This is a genomic window from Corallococcus terminator (assembly GCF_003611635.1).
Classification (GTDB): domain Bacteria; phylum Myxococcota; class Myxococcia; order Myxococcales; family Myxococcaceae; genus Corallococcus; species Corallococcus terminator.
This window is the reverse complement of sequence record NZ_RAVZ01000154.1, coordinates 1-22,305: the sequence shown is the minus strand read 5'-3', so window position 1 is coordinate 22,305 and position 22,305 is coordinate 1. Positions and strand designations below refer to the sequence as shown.

The following is a 22,305-nucleotide window of genomic DNA, read 5'->3' as shown; positions in this document are numbered from 1 at the left end:
GCCTTCACCGGCTCCCCGCCCACCAGCACCGGCGTCCCGTCTTCCGGCACCAACATGCGGATGCCACCGCGCAGGCCGGGCTCGAAGCGCACCGGGGTGCGGCTCAGGAACGGATCCCCCAGCGGCAGAGACAGCACGCCCCCTGGACGGCTGAAGTCCGGTGCGTTGCGCGACAGCGCCACGGCGCGCTCGTCGGACAGCAGCCCTTCGAGCAGCAGCCGCTCGCCAATGCGCTGCGGCTGCGCGTGACCGATGATGGTCAGCGCGGGCACGGCGTGGGCCGCCTGCGTGGGCGTGCCCTGCGTGCGGACGGCGGTCGTCGAGAATTCAGCGGGGTTCTTGGGGGGCGACATGGACCTCCGGTGAAGCCTACAACGGGCCGGCTGGCCCTGGAGCGACCAGGCGAGCCCTGCGGGTCCTTACTTCAGCGCGGACGGTGCTTTTCGATGGGGCCGCCCGGAAGCCGACCCCCCGCCTACCCGCACGGTAGGCACCGCCATGAGGGGCGAATGCCGCGCCCCGGGTCCCCCCCGTGAATAGGGTTGAAGGGCCTGCCGTGTGGATCTTCGAGAAAGCCCGAGCCTCCATGTCCCCATCGACCTCGAACATCGCTCCCTTCGATGCCGTCCTCTTCGACCTGGACGGCGTCATCATCGACACGACCGAGCTGCACTATCGCGTCTGGGAGGAGTTCGCCCGGGAGCGGGGCTACACGCCCACGCGGGAGGAGCTGCTCGCCACCAACGGGCGGAGGGCGGGGGAGACGCTGCGCGCGTGGTTCGGAGCGACGCTGAGCGACGAGGAGGTGGAGGCGCTGACGTACGACCGCGAGATGGCCTTCCACCGGCTGCTGGAGCACGAGCCGGTGTTCGCCGTCCCCGGGGTGGGGGACTACCTGCGCTCCCTGGGGCAGGCGGGCGTACCCTGGGCGCTGGGCACGAGCGCGCTGGCGGACAACGCGGAGCTGGCCCTGGAGCGCGTGGGGCTGGAGCACCTGTTCCCGGTGCGCGTCACGTCCACGGACGTCACCCGTGGCAAGCCGCATCCGGAGGTGTACCTGAAGGCGGCCTCCGCGCTGGGGGTGGCGCCCACCGGATGCGTGGTGTTCGAGGACGCGGTGTCGGGCCTCAGGGCCGCGCGGGCCGCGGGCGCGGCGTGTGTCGCCGTCGCCACGTCGTTCCCGCGCGAGTTCCTGGTGCGCGAGCAGCCGGACTTCCTGGTGAAGGACTTCCGGGACCTGCCCGCGCCCCTGCGTCCCGGAAGCCCGGGCGCCTTCAGGGAGCTGACGGCACTTCACCCGTGAGCACGCAGATGAATGCCACGGGGTCGCACTTCACGGGGAAGAGCGGGTTGATGCCGGAGCCGCGCAGCCGTCCCGCGTCGTAGTCCGCGTACGGGTCGCACAGCGCGTCGCTGGGCCCCTTCGTCTTGCTGTCCTGGCACTTCACCACCGGCCAGATGCCCTTCACGGTGTACTCGGCGGTGCAGCCGTTCTCCGTGTAGACGAGGTCCGCGGTGAACTGCGTGCCCGGAATCTCCGGCGTGTTGTAGATGCGCAGGTTGTTCCACGCGTAGCCGAACTCCTGCGCGGGCAGCAGGCCTCCGTCGGGATCCTGGGCCTCCGTCACCTCCAGCCGCGTGGGGGTGAGCTGGGGCACCGTGCAGAAGCGGTCCTCTCCCGGCGTCTCGGAGGCGAAGGGGCCCACCGCAGTGGCGCTGGCCTTGGACTCCTCCGACAGGCGCGAGGCGAAGGTCTGCAGCAGCGTGCCCAGCCGCGTGCTGCGCACGCCCACCGTGTCGGGGGCCTTCGGGTCCTGGCTGAAATACTTCTGCAGGCCCAGGGGCTCCGGCTTGAGCTGGGCGCAGGCGAGGTCCGGGTTCTGCCCGGCCTTGAGCTCATAGGTCGCGGCGAACGAGCCGGTGGAGCCGTCCGACACGGCTCGGGCCACCACGCACGGCGCCACGGGTTCACTGCCACAGGCGCCGGCGGTGACGACCGCGGCCGCCAGGCCTCCACTGATTGCCATCCATCGAAGCTTCATCGCGGGTGTCCTTTCTCGTGTGGCGCGGCGGCCTAGAAGCTCAGCTTCGCGCCCAGACGGATGGCCCGCGGTGCCTGATAGGCGGTGGGCCGCTTGAAGTTGGGGTTGATGTCCGCCTCGACGATGGGCAGGCCCGTGGTGGTGGAGATGACCTTGCACCCGGGGTTGTTCTTCGTGAGGCACGCGGTGAGGTCGTCCGGGGTGCCGCCCTGCTCGATGGCGTACACGCGCGTGGTGGTGAAGGTCTGGTCCACGTCCGTGTACTGCTGGAAGTTGAAGAGGTTGAAGACGTCCAGCGACACGGTGAGCACGGAGTCCTTCCCCAGCCGCTGGTTGAGGCCCACGTGGCCGTCCACGCCATGCACCCAGGGCAGCCGGCCGGCGCTGTCGCGCGGCAGGATGAAGGTCTCCGAACCGCTGCGGCGCGGGTGCGCCCCCAGGTAGTTGAGCGGCGTGCCGGAGCGCGCCCGGTAGTTGCCGCCCACGTTGATGCTGGTGCCCCGGGTGATGAAGAACTCCTTCGCGCCGAACACCTTGAAGGAGTGCGTGCGGTCGCCGGGGAGCTGGCCGTCGCGGTTGACGGTGAGCGACACCAGGTCGAAGTCGCGCGTGAGGTTGGGGGACAACTGGCCGGTGTCCGCGCGGAACAGGCCGGAGTAGTTCCCGCGCAGCGTGGACCAGGTGTAGCTGGCCTGGGCCAGCCACCCGTCGGTGAAGGCCCGCTGGAAGTAGAGGTTGACCGCGTCGTACTCGCGCTTGGCCAGCGGGAAGTCCGTCGAGTAGCCCTTGCCCGGGTTGCCCAGGAAGAAGGTGCTGCCGTCGTCGCGGCTCATGTCCTCGATGACGTCGTTGAGGTAGCGCTTGGTATACGTGGCGCCCACGCGGCTTGCCGCAATCAGCTCGTACTCACCGCCCAGGACGAACTCGTCCGCGGACTGGGCGCGGATCTGCGGATCCACCGGCACGCGATCTCCGCCCTGCGCATCCCAGAGCTGGTTGGGGCTTTCGCGGCTGCCAATGGGCGTGCGGTTGGCGTCGATGGTGCAGTCGGTGAGCAGCGAGCCCTCGCGCGACGGGTTGCACGGCGGCGCCCGGTAGGTGGAGGACAGGAGCTGCTGCTGGGGGAAGGACAGGTCCGCCATGTCCAGGGGGACGTTCTCGAAGAAGCGCGCGTAGTTGACGAAGAGCTTCGCGCGGCCCGCCTGCGTCGGGTCGTAGATGACGCCCAGTCGCGGGGACCACTGGTTGGGCAGGTGCAGGCCCACTTCGCCGTCCAGGCCGTACAGCGTCTGCACGTCGTAGCGCAGGCCCGCGTTGACGGTGACCTTGTCGAGGATGGACCAACTGTCCTGGATGAAGCCGCCCACGGTGGTGGACGTGGAGGTGCCTTCCTTGCTGGCCAGGAACACCGGCTGGTCGGGCGCCTCCAGGTAGCCGTACTGGTTGAGGCTGAAGAAGCAGTCGCCGCCGGTGCACTCCTGCCAGGGCGTGAGGCCGGTGCGCGCGCGGTTGTTGTAGAAGCTCATGCGCTCGATGTCCGCGCCGGCCTTGAGGATGTGGTGGCCCAGGGCCTCCAGCAGGTACGTGCCCATCACCTTGCCCTGCACGCGGTCCAGCCGCTGGATGCTGATGGTGCCGGGGCCGCCGGTGGAATAGGCGGTGACGGGGCAGCGCAGGGCCTGTTCGGCGGGGGTGGTGCCGCAGGCGTCCGGGTTCGGGAGGGTTTCGAACTCGTTGATGGTGTGGGGGCCGGGGTTGCGGGTGCGGCGCCACGCGATGTTGGACTGCGCGGACAGGCCCTGCCCGGAGCCCAGGCCGGAGCCGTCCGACGGCAGGGTGGAGTCGGCCTGGTGGTGCCAGCCGAGCGTTGCGTCCACGAGCAGCTTCTTGTCGAAGAAGGACGAGGTCTGCTTGGCCACCAGGTCCAGGGCGCTGTTCTCCCGCCGGGTGGCGATGGCGCCGTAGGCCCCCTGCACGAAGCCGGTGCAGGACAGGCTGGTGCACACCTCCGGTTCGCCGTCGTCGCTGAAGGCGTACTTGTTGCTGCCGCCGGAGGAGCGCGGCGTGCCGAAGACGGAGACCGCGAGGCTGTGGTCTTGGTTGAAGTTGTAGGTGAGCTTGCCCAGGTACTGCAGGGAGCGCTCGTCGGCGAAGCGGCTGACCTGGGTGCCCTCGATGGGGGTCACCTGGGAGAAGCCGGTGGTGGGGTCCTTGCGGCGGGCATTCACGGCGGTGCAGCCGTTGGCGGGGTCCACCTCCGTGCACAGCTCGTAGCTGCTGAGCTGCCGGTCCACCTGGATGCGGTTGAAGGACGGCGCGACGCCCACGTAGAACCAGAGCTTGTCCTTGAGGATGGGGCCGCCCAGGTCGAAGCCGAAGTCGCCCAGGTTGTGGGCGCTGCCCTGCGCGGAGATGACGCTGCCCTCGCGGCGCACCACGGTGCCCGCCGTCTGGAGGGCGCCCGGTGCCATGTTGGCGAAGACGGAGCCGTGGAACTCGTTGGAGCCGGACTTGGTGACGACGTTGAGCACGCCGCCGGTGGAGCGGCCGTACTCCGGCATGTAGCCGCCGGTGATGATGTTGACCTCCTTGACGAACTCCACGGACAGGGGCGTGCCCAGGGTGCCCACGCCGGGGTCGTTCACGGACAGGCCGTCCACGACGTACTGGCTCTCCGGGGAGCTGCTGCCGCTGATGCTCACGCCGTAGCGGTCCTCGGTGGCGCCGGGGGCCAGCTCCGCCAGACCTTCGAAGGAGCGCGACGCGGAGCCCTTGGTGCCGGGGCGGATGACGGCGATGTTGCGGATGAAGTCCTGGTCCACGGTGACGCCCGCGGCGCTGGAGCCCACGTCCACGCTGGGAGGGGCGCCCACGACCTCCACGTTCTCCGTGAGGCCCTCGTCGGGGAGCAGTTCGGCGTTGAGGCGGATGGTCCGGTCGATGCGCAGCAGGATGCCGCCGCGCTCGTAGGGCTTGAAGCCCTGGGCTTCGAATCTCAGCAGGTAGGTGCCGGACGGCAGTTGGGGGAGGCGGTACAGGCCGCTCTTGTCGGTGACGACCGTGCGCTCGCCCTGGAGCTGGGGCGAGGTGGCGGTGACGACGACATCTTCCAGCGGGCTCTTGTTCGCGGCGTTCGTCAGGGTCCCGGTGATGACCGAGTTGCCCTGGGCGAAAGCCCCGGTTCCCCACAGCAGCACCGCGAGCCACAGCCCACGGTTGACACGGTTGCGTCTGGACACGGAATGCCCCTCCCGGCGAAGGCGGCGCACTCTGTCGCAAAACGTGAGAAATCCACCAGCTACAAACAATCTGGCTGGTCTGTTAGTGCGGGGAATGCCCGACCCGGTGCGTCGCAAGGGGAGGGACGGCCCCGCTTCCAGGAACTGGATCGTTCCGGGGAGCGGGTTGAAGGTCTCGGACACCCAACCAAGGAGTACGCACACATGGCGCTCTTCGTGACGACGACGGACCCGCAGGGCTTGATTGATGGAATCAAGAGCGCGGTGGCTTCCAAGAAGGTGGCGGGCTGGGCCTACGACGCGGAGGGCGACGTGACGTCCTCCGAGGCGTCGCTGGCGAACCAGGCCTGGTTCCGGCCCACGCTGGTGCCGGGCGCGGGCGTGGTCTTCACCATCAGCGCGCAGAAGGACAAGGCCATCACGACGGAGGCCTACGCCGCGTACCACGGGCGTTTCCTGGAGACGCTGCTCGGGCACTTCGCGTCCCAGTTCACCATGGCCAGCGTCACGGCCAGCGGCGAGTCCCGCGCCGGGGACATCGTCAAGGGCGGCTGAGCGTCCTGACGCGTGCGGGGGCCCGCGGAAGTCGCGGGCTCCCGTCGCACCCTGCGTACCTGGGCCTCCGGTGGTGAGGGGGTGCCCTGGGGGACCGGTGGGATGTCCCCGGGGTGTGATGGAGCAGGGGCGCCGTGAGCCTCAGGTTTCGAAGTGGCCGCGAAGGACATCGCGGCGTTTCGAGACCTGGATGAGGAGACGGCGATGTGGATGCGATTCAAGGTACATGCGGCGGTGGTGATGGGGCTGGTGGGCCTGTTCGCGGCGACGGGCGCGCGGGCGGCGGAGTTGGTTGCGGTGACGTGCGCGACGGGAACATCCGTGGGCTCGTTCACCCCCGGGGTGAAGAACACTCCGCAGCAGGTCACGTCGAGGGGCAAGGGGCTCTTCGGGCCGTGTCTGGGGAATCAACCCGGCATCGTGTACGGAGAGTTCAGCTACACGGGGACGGGGACCGTGTCGTGTCTGACGAACAGTTCGACCGGCAGCTTCAAGGTGACCTGGAACGACGGCACCACGAGCACGGTGGGGAGCGCCTCCATCATCACGGTGCGGCCCAACGTGGTCATCTCCGAGGTCTCCGGGGTCATCACCAGCGGCCGGTTCCAGGGCGCGACCATCGTGCACACGGTGACGCTCGCGCAGACGGACCTGAGCAAATGCTCGACCACGGGCCTCACGGATGTGGCGGGGCCTGGAACGCTCACGGTCCTGGGACTGACGCTCTGAGTGACTCCTGTCAGGGGATGTTCCCGGGCTCGGAGGAGAAGAGGGCGTGGAAGAGAGTCGTCTGGGGCGGCTTCATGAAGTGGACGTAGAGGGAGACGGGCGTCTGGGCGACTTCGAGGGGAAGCGCGGTGGCGCCGTAGTCCTCCTCGATGCGCTGAGCGATGACGTCGGCGATGCCTTGCAACTCGAGGGGAATGGGCTCCAGGAACACCTGGGAGTTCTTGAGGTGCGTCCCGACGAACTCCCTGCGGACACAGTGCACGGTGTAGACCGGGGCCAGGATGCTGAGGTACCCGACAACCGTCCAGGACAACTGGGTGCGCTGTAGGACCTCCTCGCGCAGAGGGTAGACGAGGGCGCCGAAACAGCCGTTCACCGACGCCGCTACGTAGTCGCCGACGGTGCATTCTGGGAGCGCTCTTCTGAGTTGGTTGAGCAAGGCCCTCCAGCGGTCCAGTTCCTTGAGCTTTTCGTTCCAGAGCGCCTCGAAGCGTTCGAATTCAGGGCTGGGCTCAGTCCGGGAGTCATAGAGGTCATCCGCACGCCAGTAATGACGCGCAATCGCAATCAACTCTTCCGTGGAAGGCGTCATGGCTTCTGGAACCTGGGCTCGACAGGCGTGGTTTCGCGCCGGCACGTCTTCGATACGCGCGAGCCTACGATGGCTTCGGAGAGCGCGAGGGTGTAGGTGCCCCTGAACTCCTCGCAGGCAAGCCCCAGCGGAGTCGTAGGGGTGGCCGCACGAAACACCGTCTGCGCCGCCAGGTTCGCGCAGTCCGCTGAAATACGTTGGGCCAGCGGCAGCGGAATGGGGCCCATGCGGCTTGTTTGCATGGGAAGTCCGATCCCGAGCTGACAGGGGTAGACCTCACCGGTGTCGCGCCGGAGCGGCACCCGGACACAGGCCGCTCGCCAGCCTCCCGCCCCTGGCCCCGTCTGCTCCACGATGGTCACGAACTTGAAGTGCTGGGGCTGAAGCCTGCCCTCCACGACGGTGCCCGTGGCCATGCAGCCCGTCATCCACCACGACACCACCGCGAGCACTACCCGCGCACGTAACGTCGCGTCCATGTCTTCCCCCCGGGAAGACACGGAGCACACCTCAGAACCCGCGCAGCGCTCCACCGTCGCAGGCGATGGATTGTCCGCTGATATACGCGGCCGGCTCCGACGCCAGGAACGTCACCAGCGCCGCGAATTCCTCCGGCCTGCCCAGCCGCCGCGCGGGGATGTTCGGCGCCACCTTCTCATCCGACAGACCCAGGTCCTTCATCCGGTCCGTCGCGTGGTAGCCCGGCAGCGCCGCGTTCACCGTGATGCCATACGGCCCCACTTCATTGCTCAGGCTCTTCACCAAGCCCAGCAATCCCGCACGCAGGCCGTTGGACACCGTGAGGTTGCTCATCGCCTCGCGCGCCGCCGTGGACGTCACCAGCACGATGCGGCCCCAGCCCTGCGCCTTCATGCCCGGCAGCGCCGCTTGAATCGCATCCACCGTGGACAGCCACAGGCTCTGGAACCCCGTCTGCCATTGCTCCCCGGTGATGGTCTCGAAGCCGCCCGCCGGAGGCCCCCCCGCGTTCACCACCAGCACGTCCAGGCCGCCCAGCTTCTCCGTCACCGTGCGCACCAGCTCGCGCGCCGTGCCCGCCTGCGTCAGGTCGCACGGCACCGCCAGCGCCGCGCCCAGCTCCTTCGCCGCCTTCTCCAGCTTGTCCCCGCCGCGCGAGGAGATGGCCACCGTCGCGCGCTCCTTCACCAGCGTCTCCGCGATGGCGCGCCCCAGTCCCGAGGACGCCCCCGTCACCAGCGCCCGTCTACCCTTCAGACCGAAATCCATCCGCGTGCTCCTTCATGAAAGGGGTCAGCCGGCCGCGGATGAGCTTCGCCGCCGCGTCCAGGTCCACGTCCTCGGGGCGCGTCAGCCCCTGGGACAGCTCCGCCACGATGCCGCCCGCGATGACGCCCACCTCGTATGCCAGCCGGTAGGGCACGCGGCTGAAGCTCACCAGCGTGTAGCGGCTGACGAACTCCCCCGGAAAGGCATTGAGCAACACCTTCTCCACGCCCTTCTCCAACAGGAAGCGCGGGTCGCCCGTGCTGTCGCGCATCTCGATGAAGTTCTCCACCGCCATGTCCGCGATGGCGTCCGCGTTCGTCTTGCGCAGCTTCTCGAACGCCTGGAACGCCTCATCCCAGTCCTGCTGCTTCGCCAGGAGCGAGTCCAGCACCACGCAGTCCTCGAAGCCGCAGTTCATCCCCTGCCCGTAGAAGGGCACCATCGCGTGCGCCGCGTCGCCCAGCAGCAGTGTGCGCCCGCCCGCCCGCCACGGTGCGCACTTCACCGTCACCATGTGCCCGGTGGGCCGGGCGAAGAACTCCTCCACCAGCCCGGGAATCAACGCCTTCGCGTCCGGGAACTGCTCCTGGAAGAACGCCTCCAGCGCGGCGGGCGTCTCCAGCGCCGCGAAGCTCAGCGGCCCCTTCCACGGCAGGAACAGCGTGCAGGTGAAGCTGCCGTCTTCGTTGGGCAGCGCGATGAGCATGAACGCGCCGCGCGGCCAGATGTGCAGCGCGTGCTTCTCCATCTGGAAGCCGCCACCGGGCCCCGGCGGAATCGTCAGCTCCTTGTAGCCGTGGCCCAGCGGCTCCTGCGTCGCATGGAACTCCGGTCGCGGCTGCATCGCCTGCCGCACCGCTGAACCGGAGCCGTCCGTGCCGAACACCACCGCGTCCCGCACCTCGCGCGTCTCTCCCGTGGCCTCGTCCAGCACCGTCAGCGTCCCCGCCGTCACGTCGGCCTGGGTCACCCGCTGCCGGAAGCGGAGCTTCACGCGCCCCGTCTCTTCCGCGCGCGTCATCAGGAACTGGTTCAACCAGCCGCGCGACAGCGAGTTGATGTGCTGGGAGTCGTCCTTGCCATAGGGCTGATACGCCAGCTCCCCTTTCACCGGGTGGATGACCCGGCCCCGCATGGGAATGGCGTGCTTCAGCGCCTCCTCCTCCAGCCCCACCTGCCGGAGCGCATGCAGGCCGCGCGTGGAGATGGCCAGGTTGATGGAGCGCCCCGCGTCCAGCGTCTCGCGGCGCATGTCCGGCCGGCGCTCCAGCACCTCCACCGTGTGACCCCGGCGGGCCAGGTACAGCGACAGCAGCGAGCCGACGAGGCCCGCTCCCACGACCGTCAGCTTCGGCTCATTCGAGGACATGGGCTTCCAGGGTCCGCACGAAGCGGAAGACGTCCACGTACGTGTTGTAGAGGGGCGCGGGCGCGGCGCGGATGATGTCCGGCTCGCGGAAGTCGCAGATGATGCCCGCCGCCGACAGCCGTCCCAACAGGCGCTTCGGCTCACCCTTGAAGCGCAGGGACAGTTGCGCCCCCCGCTGCTTCGGGTCCTTCGGCGTGGTGATGGTCACGAACCCTTCGGGCAGCCGGTTCAGGAGGAACTCCAGGAAGCCGGTGAGCTTCTCGCTCTTCGCGCGCACCGCCTCCATCGTCGCCCTGTCGAACAGCTCCAGGGACGCCCGCAGCGCGGCCAACTGGAAGATGGGCGGGTTGGACAACTGCCAGCCTTCCGCGCCCGGCAGCGGGTCGAACGTGGGGCCCATCTCGAAGCGGGTGGCCTTGTTGTGGCCCCACCAGCCCTCGAAGCGCGGCAGGTCCGGCGAGTGCGCGTGCCGCTCGTGCACGAACACGCCGCCCAGGCTCCCCGGTCCGCCGTTGAGGTACTTGTACGAACACCACACCGCGAAGTCCGGCCCGTCGTCGTGCAGGGAGAACTTCAGATTTCCCGCGCCGTGCGCCAGGTCGAAGCCCACCTTGCAGCCCTGCGCGTGCGCCACGCGGGTGATGGCCCCGATGTCGAACGCCTGCCCGGTGAGGTAGTTCACGCTGCCCAGCATCACCAGCGCGACCTCCTTGCCGTGCCGCTCCACCGCTTCGAGGATGTCCCCGGGGCGCAGCGTCTCCTCGCCCTCGCGCGGCATCAGCCGGACGATGGCCTCCTTCGGGTCGTAGCCGTGGAAGCGCGCCTGGGACGCCACCGCGTACTGGTCCGACGGGAAGGCGTTGCCTTCAATGAGGATCTTGAAGCGCTCACGCGTGGGTCGGTAGAACGACACCATCATCAGGTGCAGGTTCACCGACAGGGTGTTCATCACCACGACTTCCTGGGGCCGAGCGCCCACCAGCCGCGCCACCTGTTCGGTGAGCAGCTCGTGGTACGGCAGCCACGGGTGACGGCCGTGCACGTGGCCCTCCACGCCCAGCCGCTCCCAGTCCTCCATCTCCTGGTGCACGTACTTGCGCGCCTTGCGCGGCTGGAGGCCCAGCGAATTGCCCGCGAGGTAGATGGCCGGGGCCCCGGAGGGACTGGACAGGAGCAGGAATTCGTCGCGGTAGGGCCGCAGCGGATCCTCGGCATCCAGGGTGTGCGCGAAGGCGTCGGTGCTCTCGTAGACAGGGGCCGTCATGGTGCGAAGTCCTCGTGCGAGCGCCCCAGCCACTCCAGGGCGTTGCGAAAGAGCAGCCGGTCGCGCACCGGCGGCTCCAGGTCCGTCAGGGATTCAATGAGCGTGCCGGGCCGGTCCTCGCCCAGCGGGAAGGGATAGTCACTGCCCAGCGCCACCTTGTCCGCGCCGAACAGCTTCACGATGGCGCGCAGCGCCTCCGCGTCATGCACCAGCGAGTCCACCCAGAAGCGCCCCAGGTAGTCGCGTGGCGCCACCGGATTGTCCACCGCGACCAGGTCCGGGCGCACCTCGAAGCCGTGTTGGATGCGGCCAATCGTGCCGGGGAACGCGCCACCGCCGTGCGCGAACGCGAGCCGCAACTTCGGCAGCCGCTCCATCACCCCGCCGAAGATGAGCGAACAGATGGCCAGCGACACCTCCGCCGGCATGCCCACCAGCCACGGCAGCCAGTACTTCGCCATCTTCGCCTCACCCATCATGTCCCACGGGTGCACGAAGACGGCGGCGCCCAGGTCGCTCGCCGCCTGGAAGAAGGGGAAGAGGGCCGGGTCGCTCAGGTTCAGGTCGTTGACGTGGCTGCCAATCTGCACGCCCGCGAACCCCAGCGTGCGCACGCAGCGCTCCAATTCCTTGACCGCAAGGTCGGTGGATTGGAGCGGCACCGTGCCCAGGCCCACGAAGCGCCTGGGCGCTGTCGCCACCGCGGAGGCCAGGTGGTCGTTGAGGAATCTCGCGACCTCCAGGCCGTGCTCGGGCTTCGCCCAATAGCTGAACAGCACCGGCACCGTGGACAGCACCTGCACCTGGACGCCGTGCGCGTCGCACTCCACGACGCGCTGCTTCGGGTCCCAGCAGTTGCTTTCGATTTCGCGGAAGAACTTCCCGTCATCCCGCAGCATCCGCGCGCGGCACGGGGCGTGGTGGTCCAGGGTGATGAAGCCGCCGTAGCCGAAGCGCTCGGCGAAGCGGGGCATCTCCGGGGGCAGGAGGTGCGTGTGGATGTCGACCTTCACTTGGGCGCACCACCCCGCGTCACCTTCGTGCCGCATTGCTTGCAGGTGCAGTGCTCGGGGTCGCCGTAGAAGTGTTCGAACACCGGTGGCAACTGCGTCACCAGATTCGTGACGTGCAGCGATTCCTCGTAGAGCTTCTCGCCGCACTTCGGGCACAGCCAGAGGAAGGAATCCAGCTCCTGCGGCTGGCGGCGGCGCTCCAGCACCAGGCCCACCGTGCCCGCGGGACGCTGCGGCGAGTGCGGCACCTTGGGCGGCAACAGGAAGATCTCCCCCTCGCGGATGGGGATGTCCTGCACCTGCCCCTCGTCGATGACGCGCAGGGTGATGTCACCTTCGAGCTGGTAGAAGAACTCCTCGCCCTCGTTGACGTGGAAGTCCGTGCGCGAATTGGGACCGCCCACCACGGTGACCATGAAGTCCCGGTCCGCCCACACCTGCTGGTTGCCGACGGGCGGCTTGAGCAGGGGGCGGTGTTCGTCGATCCACTTCTTGAAGTTGATGGGGGTCAGTCGTCCCATGTCACACGTCTCCAATGGTGGCGATGCACTTGAGTTCAATGGCGATGGGCGTGGGCAGCCGGTTGATCTCCAGCGTGGTGCGGCACGGCGGGTCGTCCTTGAAGTACTCCGCCCACAGCCGGTTGTACGTGGGGAAGTCCTTCTTCATGTCCGTGAGGTACACCGTCACGTCCACCAGCCGGTCCCACGAAGAGCCCGCGTCCTCCAGGATGTAGCGCACGTTGCGGAACACCGAATGGCACTGCGTCTCGATGTCGTACGAGACGATGTTGCCTCCGGCATCCAATTCCACGCCCGGGATGGCCTTGCTGCCGCGCTCGCGCGGGCCCACGCCGGAGAGGAACAACAAGTTGCCCACACGGCGCGCGTGCGGGTAGAGCCCGACGGGCTCCGGGGCCTTCTTCGAATCGATCCGCTCGCCAGCGCTCACGCGTTGCTCCAGGGGCAGCAGGGCTTCACAGCTTGATGCAGACGTTCTTGGGTTCGGTGAAGAAGCGCAGCGCGTCCCAGCCGCCCTCGCGGCCCACGCCAGAGTCCTTCACCCCGCCGAACGGCGTGCGCAAGTCGCGCAGCATCCAGGTGTTCACCCAGACGATGCCGCTGTGCAGCCGCGAGGCGAACCGGTGCGCGCGCGCCAGGTCCTTCGTCCACACGCTGCCGGCAAGGCCATAGCGCGTGGAATTGGCCCAGGCGAGCACCTCCTCCTCGTCGTCGAAGGGCATGAGCGTGGCCACCGGGCCGAAGATCTCTTCCTGGTTGGTGCGGCACGAAGGCGACAGGCCCTCCACCAGCGTGGGCTCCACGAACCAGCCGTTCTCACATCGGCCGGGCACCTTCGCGCGCCTGCCGCCGGTGAGCACCTGGCCGCCCTCCTGCTTCGCGAGGTCGATGTAGCCCAGCACCTTCTCGAAGTGCTCGCGCGACACCAGCGCGCCCTGGTCGGTGCCCTCCACCAGTGGGTCCCCCACCTTGAGGGCCTTGGTGCGCGCGACCAGCGCTTCCTTGAAGCGTGCGTAGAGAGGGCGCTGCACGAAGATGCGCGGGCCGCACAGGCAGATCTGCCCTTGATTGGCGAACGACGAGCGCAGCGTGGTGGACAGCGCTTCGTCGAAGTCGCAGTCCGCGAAGATGACGTTGGGGTTCTTGCCGCCCATCTCCAGCGACAGCTTCTTGAAAGCGGGCGCGGCCACGCGGGCGATTTCCGCGCCGGTGCGCGTGCTGCCGGTGAAGGAGATGGCGCTGACGTCCGGGTGGCGCGTGAGCGGTCCGCCCACGTTGGGCCCCAGGCCGTGGACCAGGTTGAGCACGCCCGGCGGCAGGCCCGCGTCGCGGCACACCTGCGACAGGAGGAACGCCGTCATCGGCGTCACCTCCGACGGCTTCGCCACCACGCAGTTCCCGATGGCGAGCGCGGGTGCGATCTTCCACGTGAGCAGGTACAGCGGCAGGTTCCACGGGGAGATGCAGCCCACGACGCCCAGCGGCGAGCGCAGCGTGTAGTTGAGCGCCACGCCGTCCATGGCGTGGGCCTCACTGGAGAACTGCGTCGCCGCGTCGGCGAAGAACTCGAAGTTGAGCACGCTGCGCGGGATGTCCACCGTGCGCGCCACCGACAGCGGCTTGCCCGTGTCGATGGACTCCGCCCGCGCGAAGGCGTCCAGGCGTTCGTGGATGAGGCCCGCGATGCGCCGCAACATCCGCGAGCGCTCCGACGCCGGCAGTGCGGACCAGGCAGGGAACGCCCGGCTGGCGGCCTCCACCGCGGAGTTCACGTCCGCCTCGTGTGAGTCCGGCACGTGCGCGTACAGCGCGCCCGTCGCCGGCTCCGGCTTGTCCAGCCACTGGCCACCCACCGCGGGCACCAGCTCGCCACCGATGTAGTTGAGGACCTTCTCCAAGGCAGCGCCCTCCTGGGGAGACACGACGCGCGGGAATCTATGCCGCGCCCGTCCACCGCCTCCAGGATTCCGAGCGCATCCGTCGGGTGGCGCTCGCTTGCGTGGCCGTCGTGCCTCCCGGATGCTGCCGGCCCCATTCCGCCTGTGAACCTGGCCGGTGGAATTACAGGTTGGGCAGAGAAAGGATCCGGACATGACTTCGACAGCGGACGTGATGACCCTGGCACAGACCCTGGCACAGACCCTGGACGCGGCGCGGCGAGAGCGGCGCGAAATCCCCCCGCTGACGCACGCGCACCCGAACCTCTCCGTGCCGGACGGCTACGCGGTGCAGGCCGAGGGCATCCGGCTGCGCGAGGCGCAGGGCGAGCGGCGCGTGGGCCTGAAGATGGGCTTCACCTCCGAGGCGAAGCGCCAGCAGATGAACCTGGGCTCGCCCATCTTCGGCGTGCTGACGGACCGGATGCTCGTGCCGGCGGGCGGCGTGGTGCACGTGAACGCGGGCATCCACCCGCGCATCGAACCGGAGATCGCCTTCCGCACGTCGAAGGAGCTCAAGGGCACCGTGACGCGCGACGAGGTGCTGGACGCATGCTCGGCGGTGTTCGCGGCCATGGAGGTGCTGGACTCGCGCTTCGTGGGCTTCAAGTACTTCAGCCTGCCGGACGTGGTGGCGGACAACGCGTCGTCGTCGCTCTTCGTGCCCGGCACCACCGAGCGCGGCGTGCGCGACCTGGACCTGACGAAGCTCCAGATGCGCATGGAGGTGAACGGCAAGGTGGAGGGCGAGGCGCGCTCGGACGCCATCTCCGGGGATCCGGTGGTGTCCCTCATCCAGTTGTGCGCGCTGCTCGCGGAGCGCGGCGAGGTGCTGCCCGCGGGGAGCCTGGTGCTGTCGGGCGCGGCCACCGCCGCGTACCTCATGAAGCCGGGCGACCACGTGAAGCTCACCGTGGACGGCCTGGGCACGGTGGAGGTGACGGCCCGGGAGTAGGGCCGTCAGTACAGCAGGCCATCCCTGGGCTGGAGGGGCGGGGGCAGTTCGGTCTCGCCCAGCATCTGCCTCAGGTTGATTTCGATGGTGCGGCACAGCGCCGTCATGGGCGTGTCGCTGACGCCGTCCTCGAACGGGTCCTCCACGTCGCGGCCCACCGCGTCCATCGCGATGAAGAGGAACGCGATGATGGCGGTGACCAGCGGCGTGAGCACCCCCAGGTCCGCGACGACGCCCAGGGGCAGCATGGTGAGGTAGGCGCGCACCATCGCGTGCGGAAGGATGTCGTACTGGCGCGGCAGGGGCGTGTTCTTGATGCGCTCGCACGCGCCCAGGTGGTTGGTCAGGTCCGTGAGCGTCTCGTCCATGGCGACGCGCAGGTAGACCTTCTCCGGGTGCTCGATGTCGCTGTAGACGCGGCGCATGCGCGTGGACATCCACAGGAGGATGGCGGCGGGCACGTTCTGTTCGTCGCGCAGCGCCTCCAGCATGGACGGCCGGAAGAACGGGGTGATTTCCGGGAACGGATCCTGCCGGCGCAGGTGGCATCTCAGCGCGTTCACGAAGCCGATCTGCGCGTAGATGAGCTCGCGGGCGTCCTCGGTGATGCCCTCGAACACGCCGGTGATGACGCCTCGGGGATGCTCCCAGTCGGCCGGTGGATGCTCGAACGTGGCCAGGTTCGCGCGCGGGGCGCCCGGCTTGCGCAGGTCGCGCGCCTTGCCGAACTGGTCTCGCACCGCGCCGTCGCCCACCTGGGACCAGACGGGCGCCAGCGCGGGGCCTTCCGGTTGCACCGCCATCTGCACCAGCCGGGACGCGGCCGAAGGCGTCTCCAGCGTGCCGTCGCTGCGGCGCGCGCGGGGCGCGGGCAGGAAGGTGATGACCTGCCGGGCCAGGGTGCGGGAGGAGTTGACGATTCCACCCCAGAGGGTGCGCGCCTCCCACCAGCGCTCGTAGGCGGAGTTGTTGCGGAAGGCGAGCAGTACGCCCAATGCCGCCGCGAGCACCGTCACCGGCAGCGCGGGCACCGACAGCCACTTCGCGCCCAGCACCTCGTAGCCAAAGGCGATGGCGAGCGCGAGGACGACGTGGAGCGCGACGGGCAGGCCCGTGTAGCGAAGGACGATCCGCCAGGACAACATCCGACCGACGATCATCGCGCGGGCACTCCTTGCCGGGGAGAGAGCCCGGTGCGGCCCGGGATGTAGTGCCGCACTGTCACCCTGGCAATGCGGCGCGTTACTTCCGCGTCCATCGGCCGGCCCCGCGGGGCTCCGCACGCAGGGGAGCGTGCGGAACCCAACGAAAGCCCTCAGGCCCGCGACTTGGAGAAGACGATGCTCACGCCGGTGTCGGGCACCGTCACGGTAAAGGTGCGCTCCACCGTCGCGAGGCCGTTGCCACCGCGCGACGCCAACTCCAGGAAGAACGCGCCGGACGCCTTCAGGTGGAAGGACTGCGCCCAGGATTGCGACAGCGCCTTGAACGCGCCCGCGAAGACGGACGGGGAGCGCTGCTCGTTGTTGCGCAGGTCCAGCAGGCCCGCGCGCAGGTCGCGCCACTTGGACACCGTGCCGGGGTTCTTCTGGATGACCTCCGCGAACGTCAGCATGCTGTTGCCCAACTGCCCCTCCGTGTGCGCGAAGAGCCCCACGAGCGGATGGTTCTTCAGCGTCGCGGCGGCTGTCTTCGCCGCGTCGGCCGCGGACCAGTTCTGGTCCAGGTACGCCCGCCAGAGGCCCGCGTACACGGACTCGCGCACGGCGGGGCGGTCGCGGCTGGGCACGGAGTACCAGGGCAGCGCCCGGGCCAGCGCGCGCGCGAAGACGGTGGGCGCGTCGGGATCCGCAGCGTGGGTGATGACGTCGCGCAGCGTCCGGTTGTCCAGCTTCAGCTCCACCCGCGTTTCAATCGCCTTTCCGCCCGAGGCCTCGCGGATGCGCTTGAGGACCTCCTCCTCTTCCGCGTCATCCAGCGCGCCCCAGACGATGGCCTCGTCAATGGACTGGCGCAGGTCGTCCTCGCTGCGCTTGCGCGCGTCGCGGCGCAGGAGCAGGTACAGGCCCAGGTCGAAGTCCGCCACGGTGGGCGACTTGCGGAACTCGGACATGTCCGCCTTGAAGTCCGCGGTCCAGTGCGCGTACGGCGTCAGCAGCGTGCCGGTGTAGCGCCGCACGCCCAGGAACGAGATGCGCTGGGGCGCTTCCTTCTCCAGGCTGTTGCGCTGCACCACCTGCGTGAGGTTGCGCTCGTCGTTGCCGCCCAGCGCCCAGCTTCCCAGCCGCAGCGAGAAGCCCCACGCCTGCGACTCCTTGGAGACCTCCTTGAGCAGGCACTGCTCCAGCGTCATGCCTTCGGCCTGCATGCGCTGCATCGCGCGGGACATGTCGCCGCCCACCAGCATCGGGTGCAGGGCCTGGGCCTGGGCGTCGGTGCAGACGGTGGACAAGAGCGTCGTCTGCTCGCGCAGGCGCAGGTATTCATAGCGGAAGCCCGCGGCGAACTTCGCCTCCGCCAGGGCCTGGACCTTCGTGCGGGCCTCCGTGCGCAGCTTCTCCCACGCCTGGCGCAGCGCCGTGGGGGCGGCCTCCAGCTCCTGGAAGCCCAGGCGGTCCAGCACGATGCGCAGCACCTTCGTCTCGGCTTCCGACAGGGTGTGCGTCTCCAGCTTCGTCATCAGCGATTCGAAGGCGGCTAGCGGCACCGACAACAGTCCTTCGAGGACGCGCTCCACCTGCGCGAGCGCGGCGGTCGGGTCGGTGAGGGTCGCCTCCACGTGGAGGTCGGCCGTCACGCCGGCCTCGCGGGCCACGACCTTCTTCACCTGCACGCGGATCTTTCCCGCCTCCGGGCGGGAGAAGATGACCGCGTAGTCGTCCGTCACCTTCACCTTCGCGGACACGGTGGCGCCCGCCTTGGCCTCGAAGGCGACCATCGTGCTGGCGGACAAGAGCTTCGTCAGCGCCTGGAGGTTGGTGGTGTAGACGTCCGTCCAATCCAGCGTCGCGGTGACGGACAGCTCGCCGCGTGCCTGGAAGGAGATGGCGTCCCCCACGCCCAGCTTCTCCAGCGACGACGTGAGCAGGGGCAGCCGGAGTTCACCGGCGTTCGCCTTCAGCGCGGCGCGCGCGTTCGTGCCCTGGGGGTGTCGGTGGTAGTCCGCGAGCAGCACGCGCACGTCCCCGTTGGCCGCCAGCGCCACGTACGGCAACGGGAAGCCGACTTCCGCCTTCACGCGCGCCTCCACCGCGTACTTGAGCCACGCCTGGTCGTCGCCGAAGACGAGTGGCGGGGACAGCCGCTCCGGGTCGCTGGAGGCCTCGCCCACCACGCCCGCCGCGTCTACGTCCGCCGGAGCGTCATAGCCTTCGATGAAGCCCTTGGCGGACACGTCGAACGCGAAGGTCAGCGGGCCCAGCTTCTGGCCGGAGGGCAGTCCGTAGCTGGCGTTGGGCAGCTCCACCCGGATGTCGGAGCCCTTGAGCGGCGCGTCCGGCAGCACCTTCGACACTTCGTCCAGCAGCACCAGCTTCCACGCCATGACAGATGTCTCCCGCGGTCACGGAAAGTCGCATCGTACATGGCCGCCCTGTCCGTGGAGGCCGGACGTGACGCGTGCGCGGGCGATCCCCCGCGGGAGGAGGCTCCCGGGCGGCGCGCTTCCGACGGGGCGCCGGAGGCGGAAGGGCTTCAGGGCTGGAAGCGGGCCTGCTGGGACGTGGCCGGGGCGTCGGCGTTCAGGAGGAGGGCCTCGGGCGTCAGGCCCCGCACGCACGAGCGGATGATGGCCTGGGACGCATCCACCGACTCCAGCACGAGCGAGGCCGTCTTCGTGGCGAGCGCCTTGGGCCACTGGCCCTTCTCCGCCCGCTCCGCGTCAACTTCCGCGAGGGCGATGAGGGCCTCGGAGCGCAGCGCGCGCAGGTCCATGGCCTCCATGTCCTCGGAGGACAGGCGCGCCGACACGGCGTCCTCCTGCCGGAAGTGCTCCTGGGCCTTCCGGGCGTCCAGGGCGCTCATGGCCCGGCGGCGCGCTTCCACGGGCTGATCCACCACGGCGCGCAGGCGGTCCGAGTCCGCCACCCACTGTCGCCACTGGAGCCGCCGCGACAGGGCGCCCGGCAGGGACGGCGCGTCCATCCAGGTGACAGGCAGCAGGGACCGGGCCTCGTCGGACAGCAGGTCGCGGAAGGCGGTGAGCTGCGCGGCGAGCGAGTCCTCGTGCAGCGTCAGGGACAGCGGAGGAAAGCCTTCGTGCAGCCGGGTGAGCTGCGCGGCCGCCTCTCGTTTGCGGCCCACGGAGGCCGCGTCGAGCGCATCCGCGCAGGCCCGCCACGTGCGCGTGTAGCCGTGCACGGACAGCCGCTGCCCGGCGAGTCCACCGCCCAGGGCCAGCTCCCGACTGAGCGCGAGCGCGTCCACGCAGGTGTCCACCGCCGGGTCCGCGTTTCCTCCGGCCACGAGCAGCCGCGTCTCCAGCGCCGCCTGCTCCAACACCCGCCGCAACGCCTGCGCGAGCGCATCGCGTCGCGACACGTCCGGCCCGGACAACGGCCGCAGCTCCTCTGGCAGCCCGCCCGACTCCGCGTGGGTGGCGGCGAGCACCTGCCGCATCAGGGGACGGTCCCGGTCCAGCGCCTCACGGCACGCGGTGGGCAGGCTCGCGACGGGAATGCGCCCCTCCGTCACGGCCTCGCAACGCGCGGCGTCCTCCGCGCCAGGCGCGGGCGCGGCATGGGGCGGGCGCACCAGCGAAGCAACCCAAGGTTCCAGGGCGTCGGCGAAGGTGCCGGCCCGAGGGGGCGTGACATGCGCCGGACGCGGGTGCTCCGCGTGCGTCAGCGTGTTCACCTCGCGCACGAGCCTCGCCTCCAGGGCGTCGGTGTTCAGGCGCTGGGACGCGAGCACCCCGAGGCTCGCGAGGACGAACAGCAACACGCCTCCCATGAGGGCGGGGAGGAGACGTTTCAGGGCCATCAGGGGGGGACTCCAGGAGGGGGGCCCGAATGTCGCACGAATCCCGGGGCCCCACACCCTCCCGCATGGCCGGGCCACTGCCCCTCCAGCGGGCGAGCCCGCCCTTCAGGTCATGGCGCCTGTCAGGTCAGCTACCGGGCAGGCACACTCCGTGCGCGGACGGCAGCCCGCTTCAGGAGGGCGCGACCGGCGAAGACGCGGACGCGGTGCGGGACAGGCCCAGGTGGCGCAGCAGATGGTCCGCCAGGTCCCGCGCCTGGGTGCGGATCTCCGGCACGGCGGTGGTCTCCCAGAGGTCCCCCCGGCGGGGCGGCCCCAGGGTGAAGAAGTGGGAGGATGGGCGTCCTTTCGAGTCGAGCACCGCGCCGTCTCCGGCCGTGGCCAGCCCCATGCCCAGCGAGTCCGAGCGCGCCAGCCCCGCCTCCAGCAGTCCGCGCAGCAGCGGCTGACTGCGCGAGGAGAGGCTCGACTCGGGGCCGGTGCAGTTGATGACGTGGCCCACGCGCAGCACCTGGGCCTCGCGCTGTCCCCGGGGGCGCAGGCGGACCGTCACCGCGTCCGGCTCCAGGTCGAAGCCGAGCACGCGGCCCGCATGCAGCACCAGCCGTCCATCGCGCAGCCAGCCCTCCAGCGCTTCGTGGATCTCCGGGGCCATGCGGTGGCGGTGCACCTCCCAGTGCGTGCGCAGGTGGCGCAGGAAGCGCTGGCGCTCCGCGTCCGTCAGCCGCTGCCACAGGGGTGTCGTCACCGGCCGCAGCGCATCCACCGCCGCGCGCCAGTCCGCGCCCGCCGCCACCTGCGCGTCGACCTCCTGGCGCATCGCGCGTAGCACGTCGCGGATCCGCAGCGTGCTGAACGGCGCCGCGCCATCCTCCCGGAGCGCCGCGGCCTGGGTGGCCGCCTCCGCGTCGCGACAGCGGTCCATCTCCCGGCGCACCGAGCGAAGCAGCTCCCGGATGCGCAGCGGCTCCGCGGCGGGGGGCGCCTTCGCTCCCGAGACGCGGTGCACATGGGGCAGCAGGCCGTGCCGGGACAGCGCGTGCACGCGGCCCCGGTGGCCGCGCTCGGCCAGCGACAGCACCGTGTCCACCATGGTGAGGCCCGTGCCGATGAGCAGCACCTCCTCCTCCGGCCCGATGCCTTCCAGCGCACCGGGCGCCCACGGCGAGCGGTGGTAGCGGGCGCTCGCGTACAGCCCGCCGTCCGGAACGCGCAGGTCCGCGGGCAGCGCGTTGCCCAGGGCCAGCACCACGCCCCGTCCCTCCAGCGTCGCGCCGCTCGCGAGCGACAGCTTCACGCCGTGCCCCGTGTCCACCGCCGCCGTCACCTCGTCGCACACCGTCTCCAGGAGGACCCCGGACGCGGCCTTCTGCGCGGCCTCCTTCAGCACCGCCTCCAGGTACTGGCCATAACGGCGGCGCTCGGCGAACGCGGCCGCCAGCGTGTCCGGCGCCTCCGCGCGCAGCCAGCGCAGGAAGTGTTCGGGCTCCTCCACCCAGGCGCTCATGCGGCCCGCCGGCACGTTGAGCAGGTGGCGGGCACTGGTGGTGGAGTACGCGACCCCTCGCCCGATGCGCTCCCCCTTGTCCACCAGGGTCACGCGCAGGGGCGAACGGGCGCCGCGCAAGAGGCAGGCCGCCAGCAGTGTCCCGCTGGCACCCGCGCCGATGATGATCACGTCCTGCGGGAAGTTCACCGCACGATTGTAGGGCCGGGCCCCTCGGATGACATCCCTCCCGGAGCGCCGTTCCTGGCCTGATGTCCGTCAGCCGCCGCCTGCCGCGCTCCGAGCCCCACCGTGGGAAGTCGGGGCCGCGCCGACCTCACATCGCCTGGGGCGCCTCGGGCACGGCGGAGGGGG

General features: G+C 69.8%; 19 protein-coding genes and 1 pseudogene. 4 read left to right on the top strand and 16 right to left on the bottom strand.

The features are described from left to right. A pseudogene (locus D7V88_RS21840) lies at positions 1-353 on the bottom strand (sigma-54-dependent Fis family transcriptional regulator); the annotation flags it as partial. Between the two features lie 233 nt (positions 354-586). On the opposite strand from D7V88_RS21840, the gene D7V88_RS21835 reads away from it, so the two are divergent. Then, positions 587-1,303 carry an HAD family hydrolase gene (locus tag D7V88_RS21835; RefSeq protein WP_120542590.1) on the top strand — a complete coding sequence of 239 codons (717 nt, stop codon included), beginning with the start codon at positions 587-589 and terminating at the stop codon, positions 1,301-1,303. Here D7V88_RS21835 and D7V88_RS21830 read toward each other — a convergent pair. Beyond that, a complete protein-coding gene (locus tag D7V88_RS21830) occupies positions 1,275-2,027 on the bottom strand; it encodes a hypothetical protein (RefSeq protein ID WP_244238300.1) in 753 nt (250 codons plus the stop codon). The genes D7V88_RS21835 and D7V88_RS21830 overlap by 29 nt on opposite strands. Positions 2,028-2,074: 47 nt before the next feature. Then, complete coding sequence (locus D7V88_RS21825) at positions 2,075-5,281, bottom strand: TonB-dependent receptor (protein WP_120542588.1); 3,207 nt, start codon at positions 5,279-5,281, stop codon at positions 2,075-2,077. Between the two features lie 204 nt (positions 5,282-5,485). Here D7V88_RS21825 and D7V88_RS21820 point away from each other — a divergent pair, with 204 nt between their 5' ends. Further along, complete coding sequence (locus tag D7V88_RS21820; protein ID WP_120542587.1) at positions 5,486-5,836, top strand: hypothetical protein; 351 nt, start codon at positions 5,486-5,488, stop codon at positions 5,834-5,836. A gap of 210 nt (positions 5,837-6,046) precedes the next feature. Then, on the top strand, positions 6,047-6,565 hold the full coding sequence (locus tag D7V88_RS21815) for a hypothetical protein (protein WP_147448807.1): 519 nt from the start codon (positions 6,047-6,049) through the stop codon (positions 6,563-6,565). Positions 6,566-6,575: 10 nt separating this feature from the next. On the opposite strand, the gene D7V88_RS21810 is transcribed toward D7V88_RS21815, so the two are convergent. From D7V88_RS21810 to D7V88_RS21770, 9 genes are read right to left on the bottom strand one after another with little or no spacing between them, the layout of a single operon-like run. Then, entirely contained in the window at positions 6,576-7,157 is a 582-nt protein-coding gene (locus D7V88_RS21810) for a hypothetical protein (RefSeq protein ID WP_120542585.1), read from the bottom strand. Then, entirely contained in the window at positions 7,154-7,636 is a 483-nt protein-coding gene (locus tag D7V88_RS21805) for a hypothetical protein (protein WP_147448806.1), read from the bottom strand. The genes D7V88_RS21810 and D7V88_RS21805 overlap by 4 nt, the downstream gene beginning before the upstream one ends. Positions 7,637-7,667: 31 nt before the next feature. Continuing rightward, entirely contained in the window at positions 7,668-8,405 is a 738-nt protein-coding gene (locus D7V88_RS21800; protein WP_120542583.1) for an SDR family oxidoreductase, read from the bottom strand. Beyond that, positions 8,383-9,774 carry an FAD-dependent oxidoreductase gene (locus tag D7V88_RS21795; protein ID WP_120542582.1) on the bottom strand — a complete coding sequence of 464 codons (1,392 nt, stop codon included), beginning with the start codon at positions 9,772-9,774 and terminating at the stop codon, positions 8,383-8,385. The genes D7V88_RS21800 and D7V88_RS21795 overlap by 23 nt, the downstream gene beginning before the upstream one ends. Beyond that, positions 9,761-11,038 carry a kynureninase gene (gene kynU, locus D7V88_RS21790; RefSeq protein ID WP_120542581.1) on the bottom strand — a complete coding sequence of 426 codons (1,278 nt, stop codon included), beginning with the start codon at positions 11,036-11,038 and terminating at the stop codon, positions 9,761-9,763. The genes D7V88_RS21795 and kynU overlap by 14 nt, the downstream gene beginning before the upstream one ends. Beyond that, positions 11,035-12,051 (bottom strand): amidohydrolase family protein, encoded by a 1,017-nt coding sequence (locus D7V88_RS21785; protein WP_120542580.1) that lies wholly within the window; start codon positions 12,049-12,051, stop codon positions 11,035-11,037. The genes kynU and D7V88_RS21785 overlap by 4 nt, the downstream gene beginning before the upstream one ends. Then, the gene (gene nbaC / locus D7V88_RS21780) at positions 12,048-12,572 is read right to left on the bottom strand and encodes a 3-hydroxyanthranilate 3,4-dioxygenase (protein ID WP_120542579.1); all 525 of its coding nucleotides are present in this window, start codon (positions 12,570-12,572) and stop codon (positions 12,048-12,050) included. Before nbaC ends, D7V88_RS21785 begins: the two co-directional genes overlap by 4 nt. Position 12,573: 1 nt before the next feature. After that, entirely contained in the window at positions 12,574-13,002 is a 429-nt protein-coding gene (locus D7V88_RS21775) for a RidA family protein (protein ID WP_120542578.1), read from the bottom strand. A gap of 25 nt (positions 13,003-13,027) precedes the next feature. Next, positions 13,028-14,470, bottom strand: coding sequence for an aldehyde dehydrogenase (locus D7V88_RS21770; RefSeq protein WP_120542577.1), 1,443 nt, complete (start codon positions 14,468-14,470; stop codon positions 13,028-13,030). 193 nt (positions 14,471-14,663) lie between these two features. Here D7V88_RS21770 and D7V88_RS21765 point away from each other — a divergent pair, with 193 nt between their 5' ends. Continuing rightward, positions 14,664-15,464 carry a 2-keto-4-pentenoate hydratase gene (locus D7V88_RS21765; RefSeq protein WP_120542576.1) on the top strand — a complete coding sequence of 267 codons (801 nt, stop codon included), beginning with the start codon at positions 14,664-14,666 and terminating at the stop codon, positions 15,462-15,464. Between the two features lie 5 nt (positions 15,465-15,469). Here D7V88_RS21765 and D7V88_RS21760 read toward each other — a convergent pair whose 3' ends face one another. The 4 genes from D7V88_RS21760 to D7V88_RS21745 form a co-directional block, all read right to left on the bottom strand. Then, the gene (locus tag D7V88_RS21760) at positions 15,470-16,624 is read right to left on the bottom strand and encodes a bestrophin family protein (protein WP_120542575.1); all 1,155 of its coding nucleotides are present in this window, start codon (positions 16,622-16,624) and stop codon (positions 15,470-15,472) included. Between the two features lie 155 nt (positions 16,625-16,779). Continuing rightward, positions 16,780-19,008, bottom strand: a complete 2,229-nt coding sequence (locus tag D7V88_RS21755; protein ID WP_120542574.1) for a hypothetical protein — start codon at positions 19,006-19,008, stop codon at positions 16,780-16,782. Positions 19,009-19,157: 149 nt separating this feature from the next. Beyond that, the gene (locus tag D7V88_RS21750; protein WP_120542573.1) at positions 19,158-20,444 is read right to left on the bottom strand and encodes a hypothetical protein; all 1,287 of its coding nucleotides are present in this window, start codon (positions 20,442-20,444) and stop codon (positions 19,158-19,160) included. Between the two features lie 172 nt (positions 20,445-20,616). Beyond that, complete coding sequence (locus tag D7V88_RS21745; RefSeq protein ID WP_120542572.1) at positions 20,617-22,140, bottom strand: FAD/NAD(P)-binding protein; 1,524 nt, start codon at positions 22,138-22,140, stop codon at positions 20,617-20,619. Between the last annotated feature and the right edge of the window lie 165 nt (positions 22,141-22,305).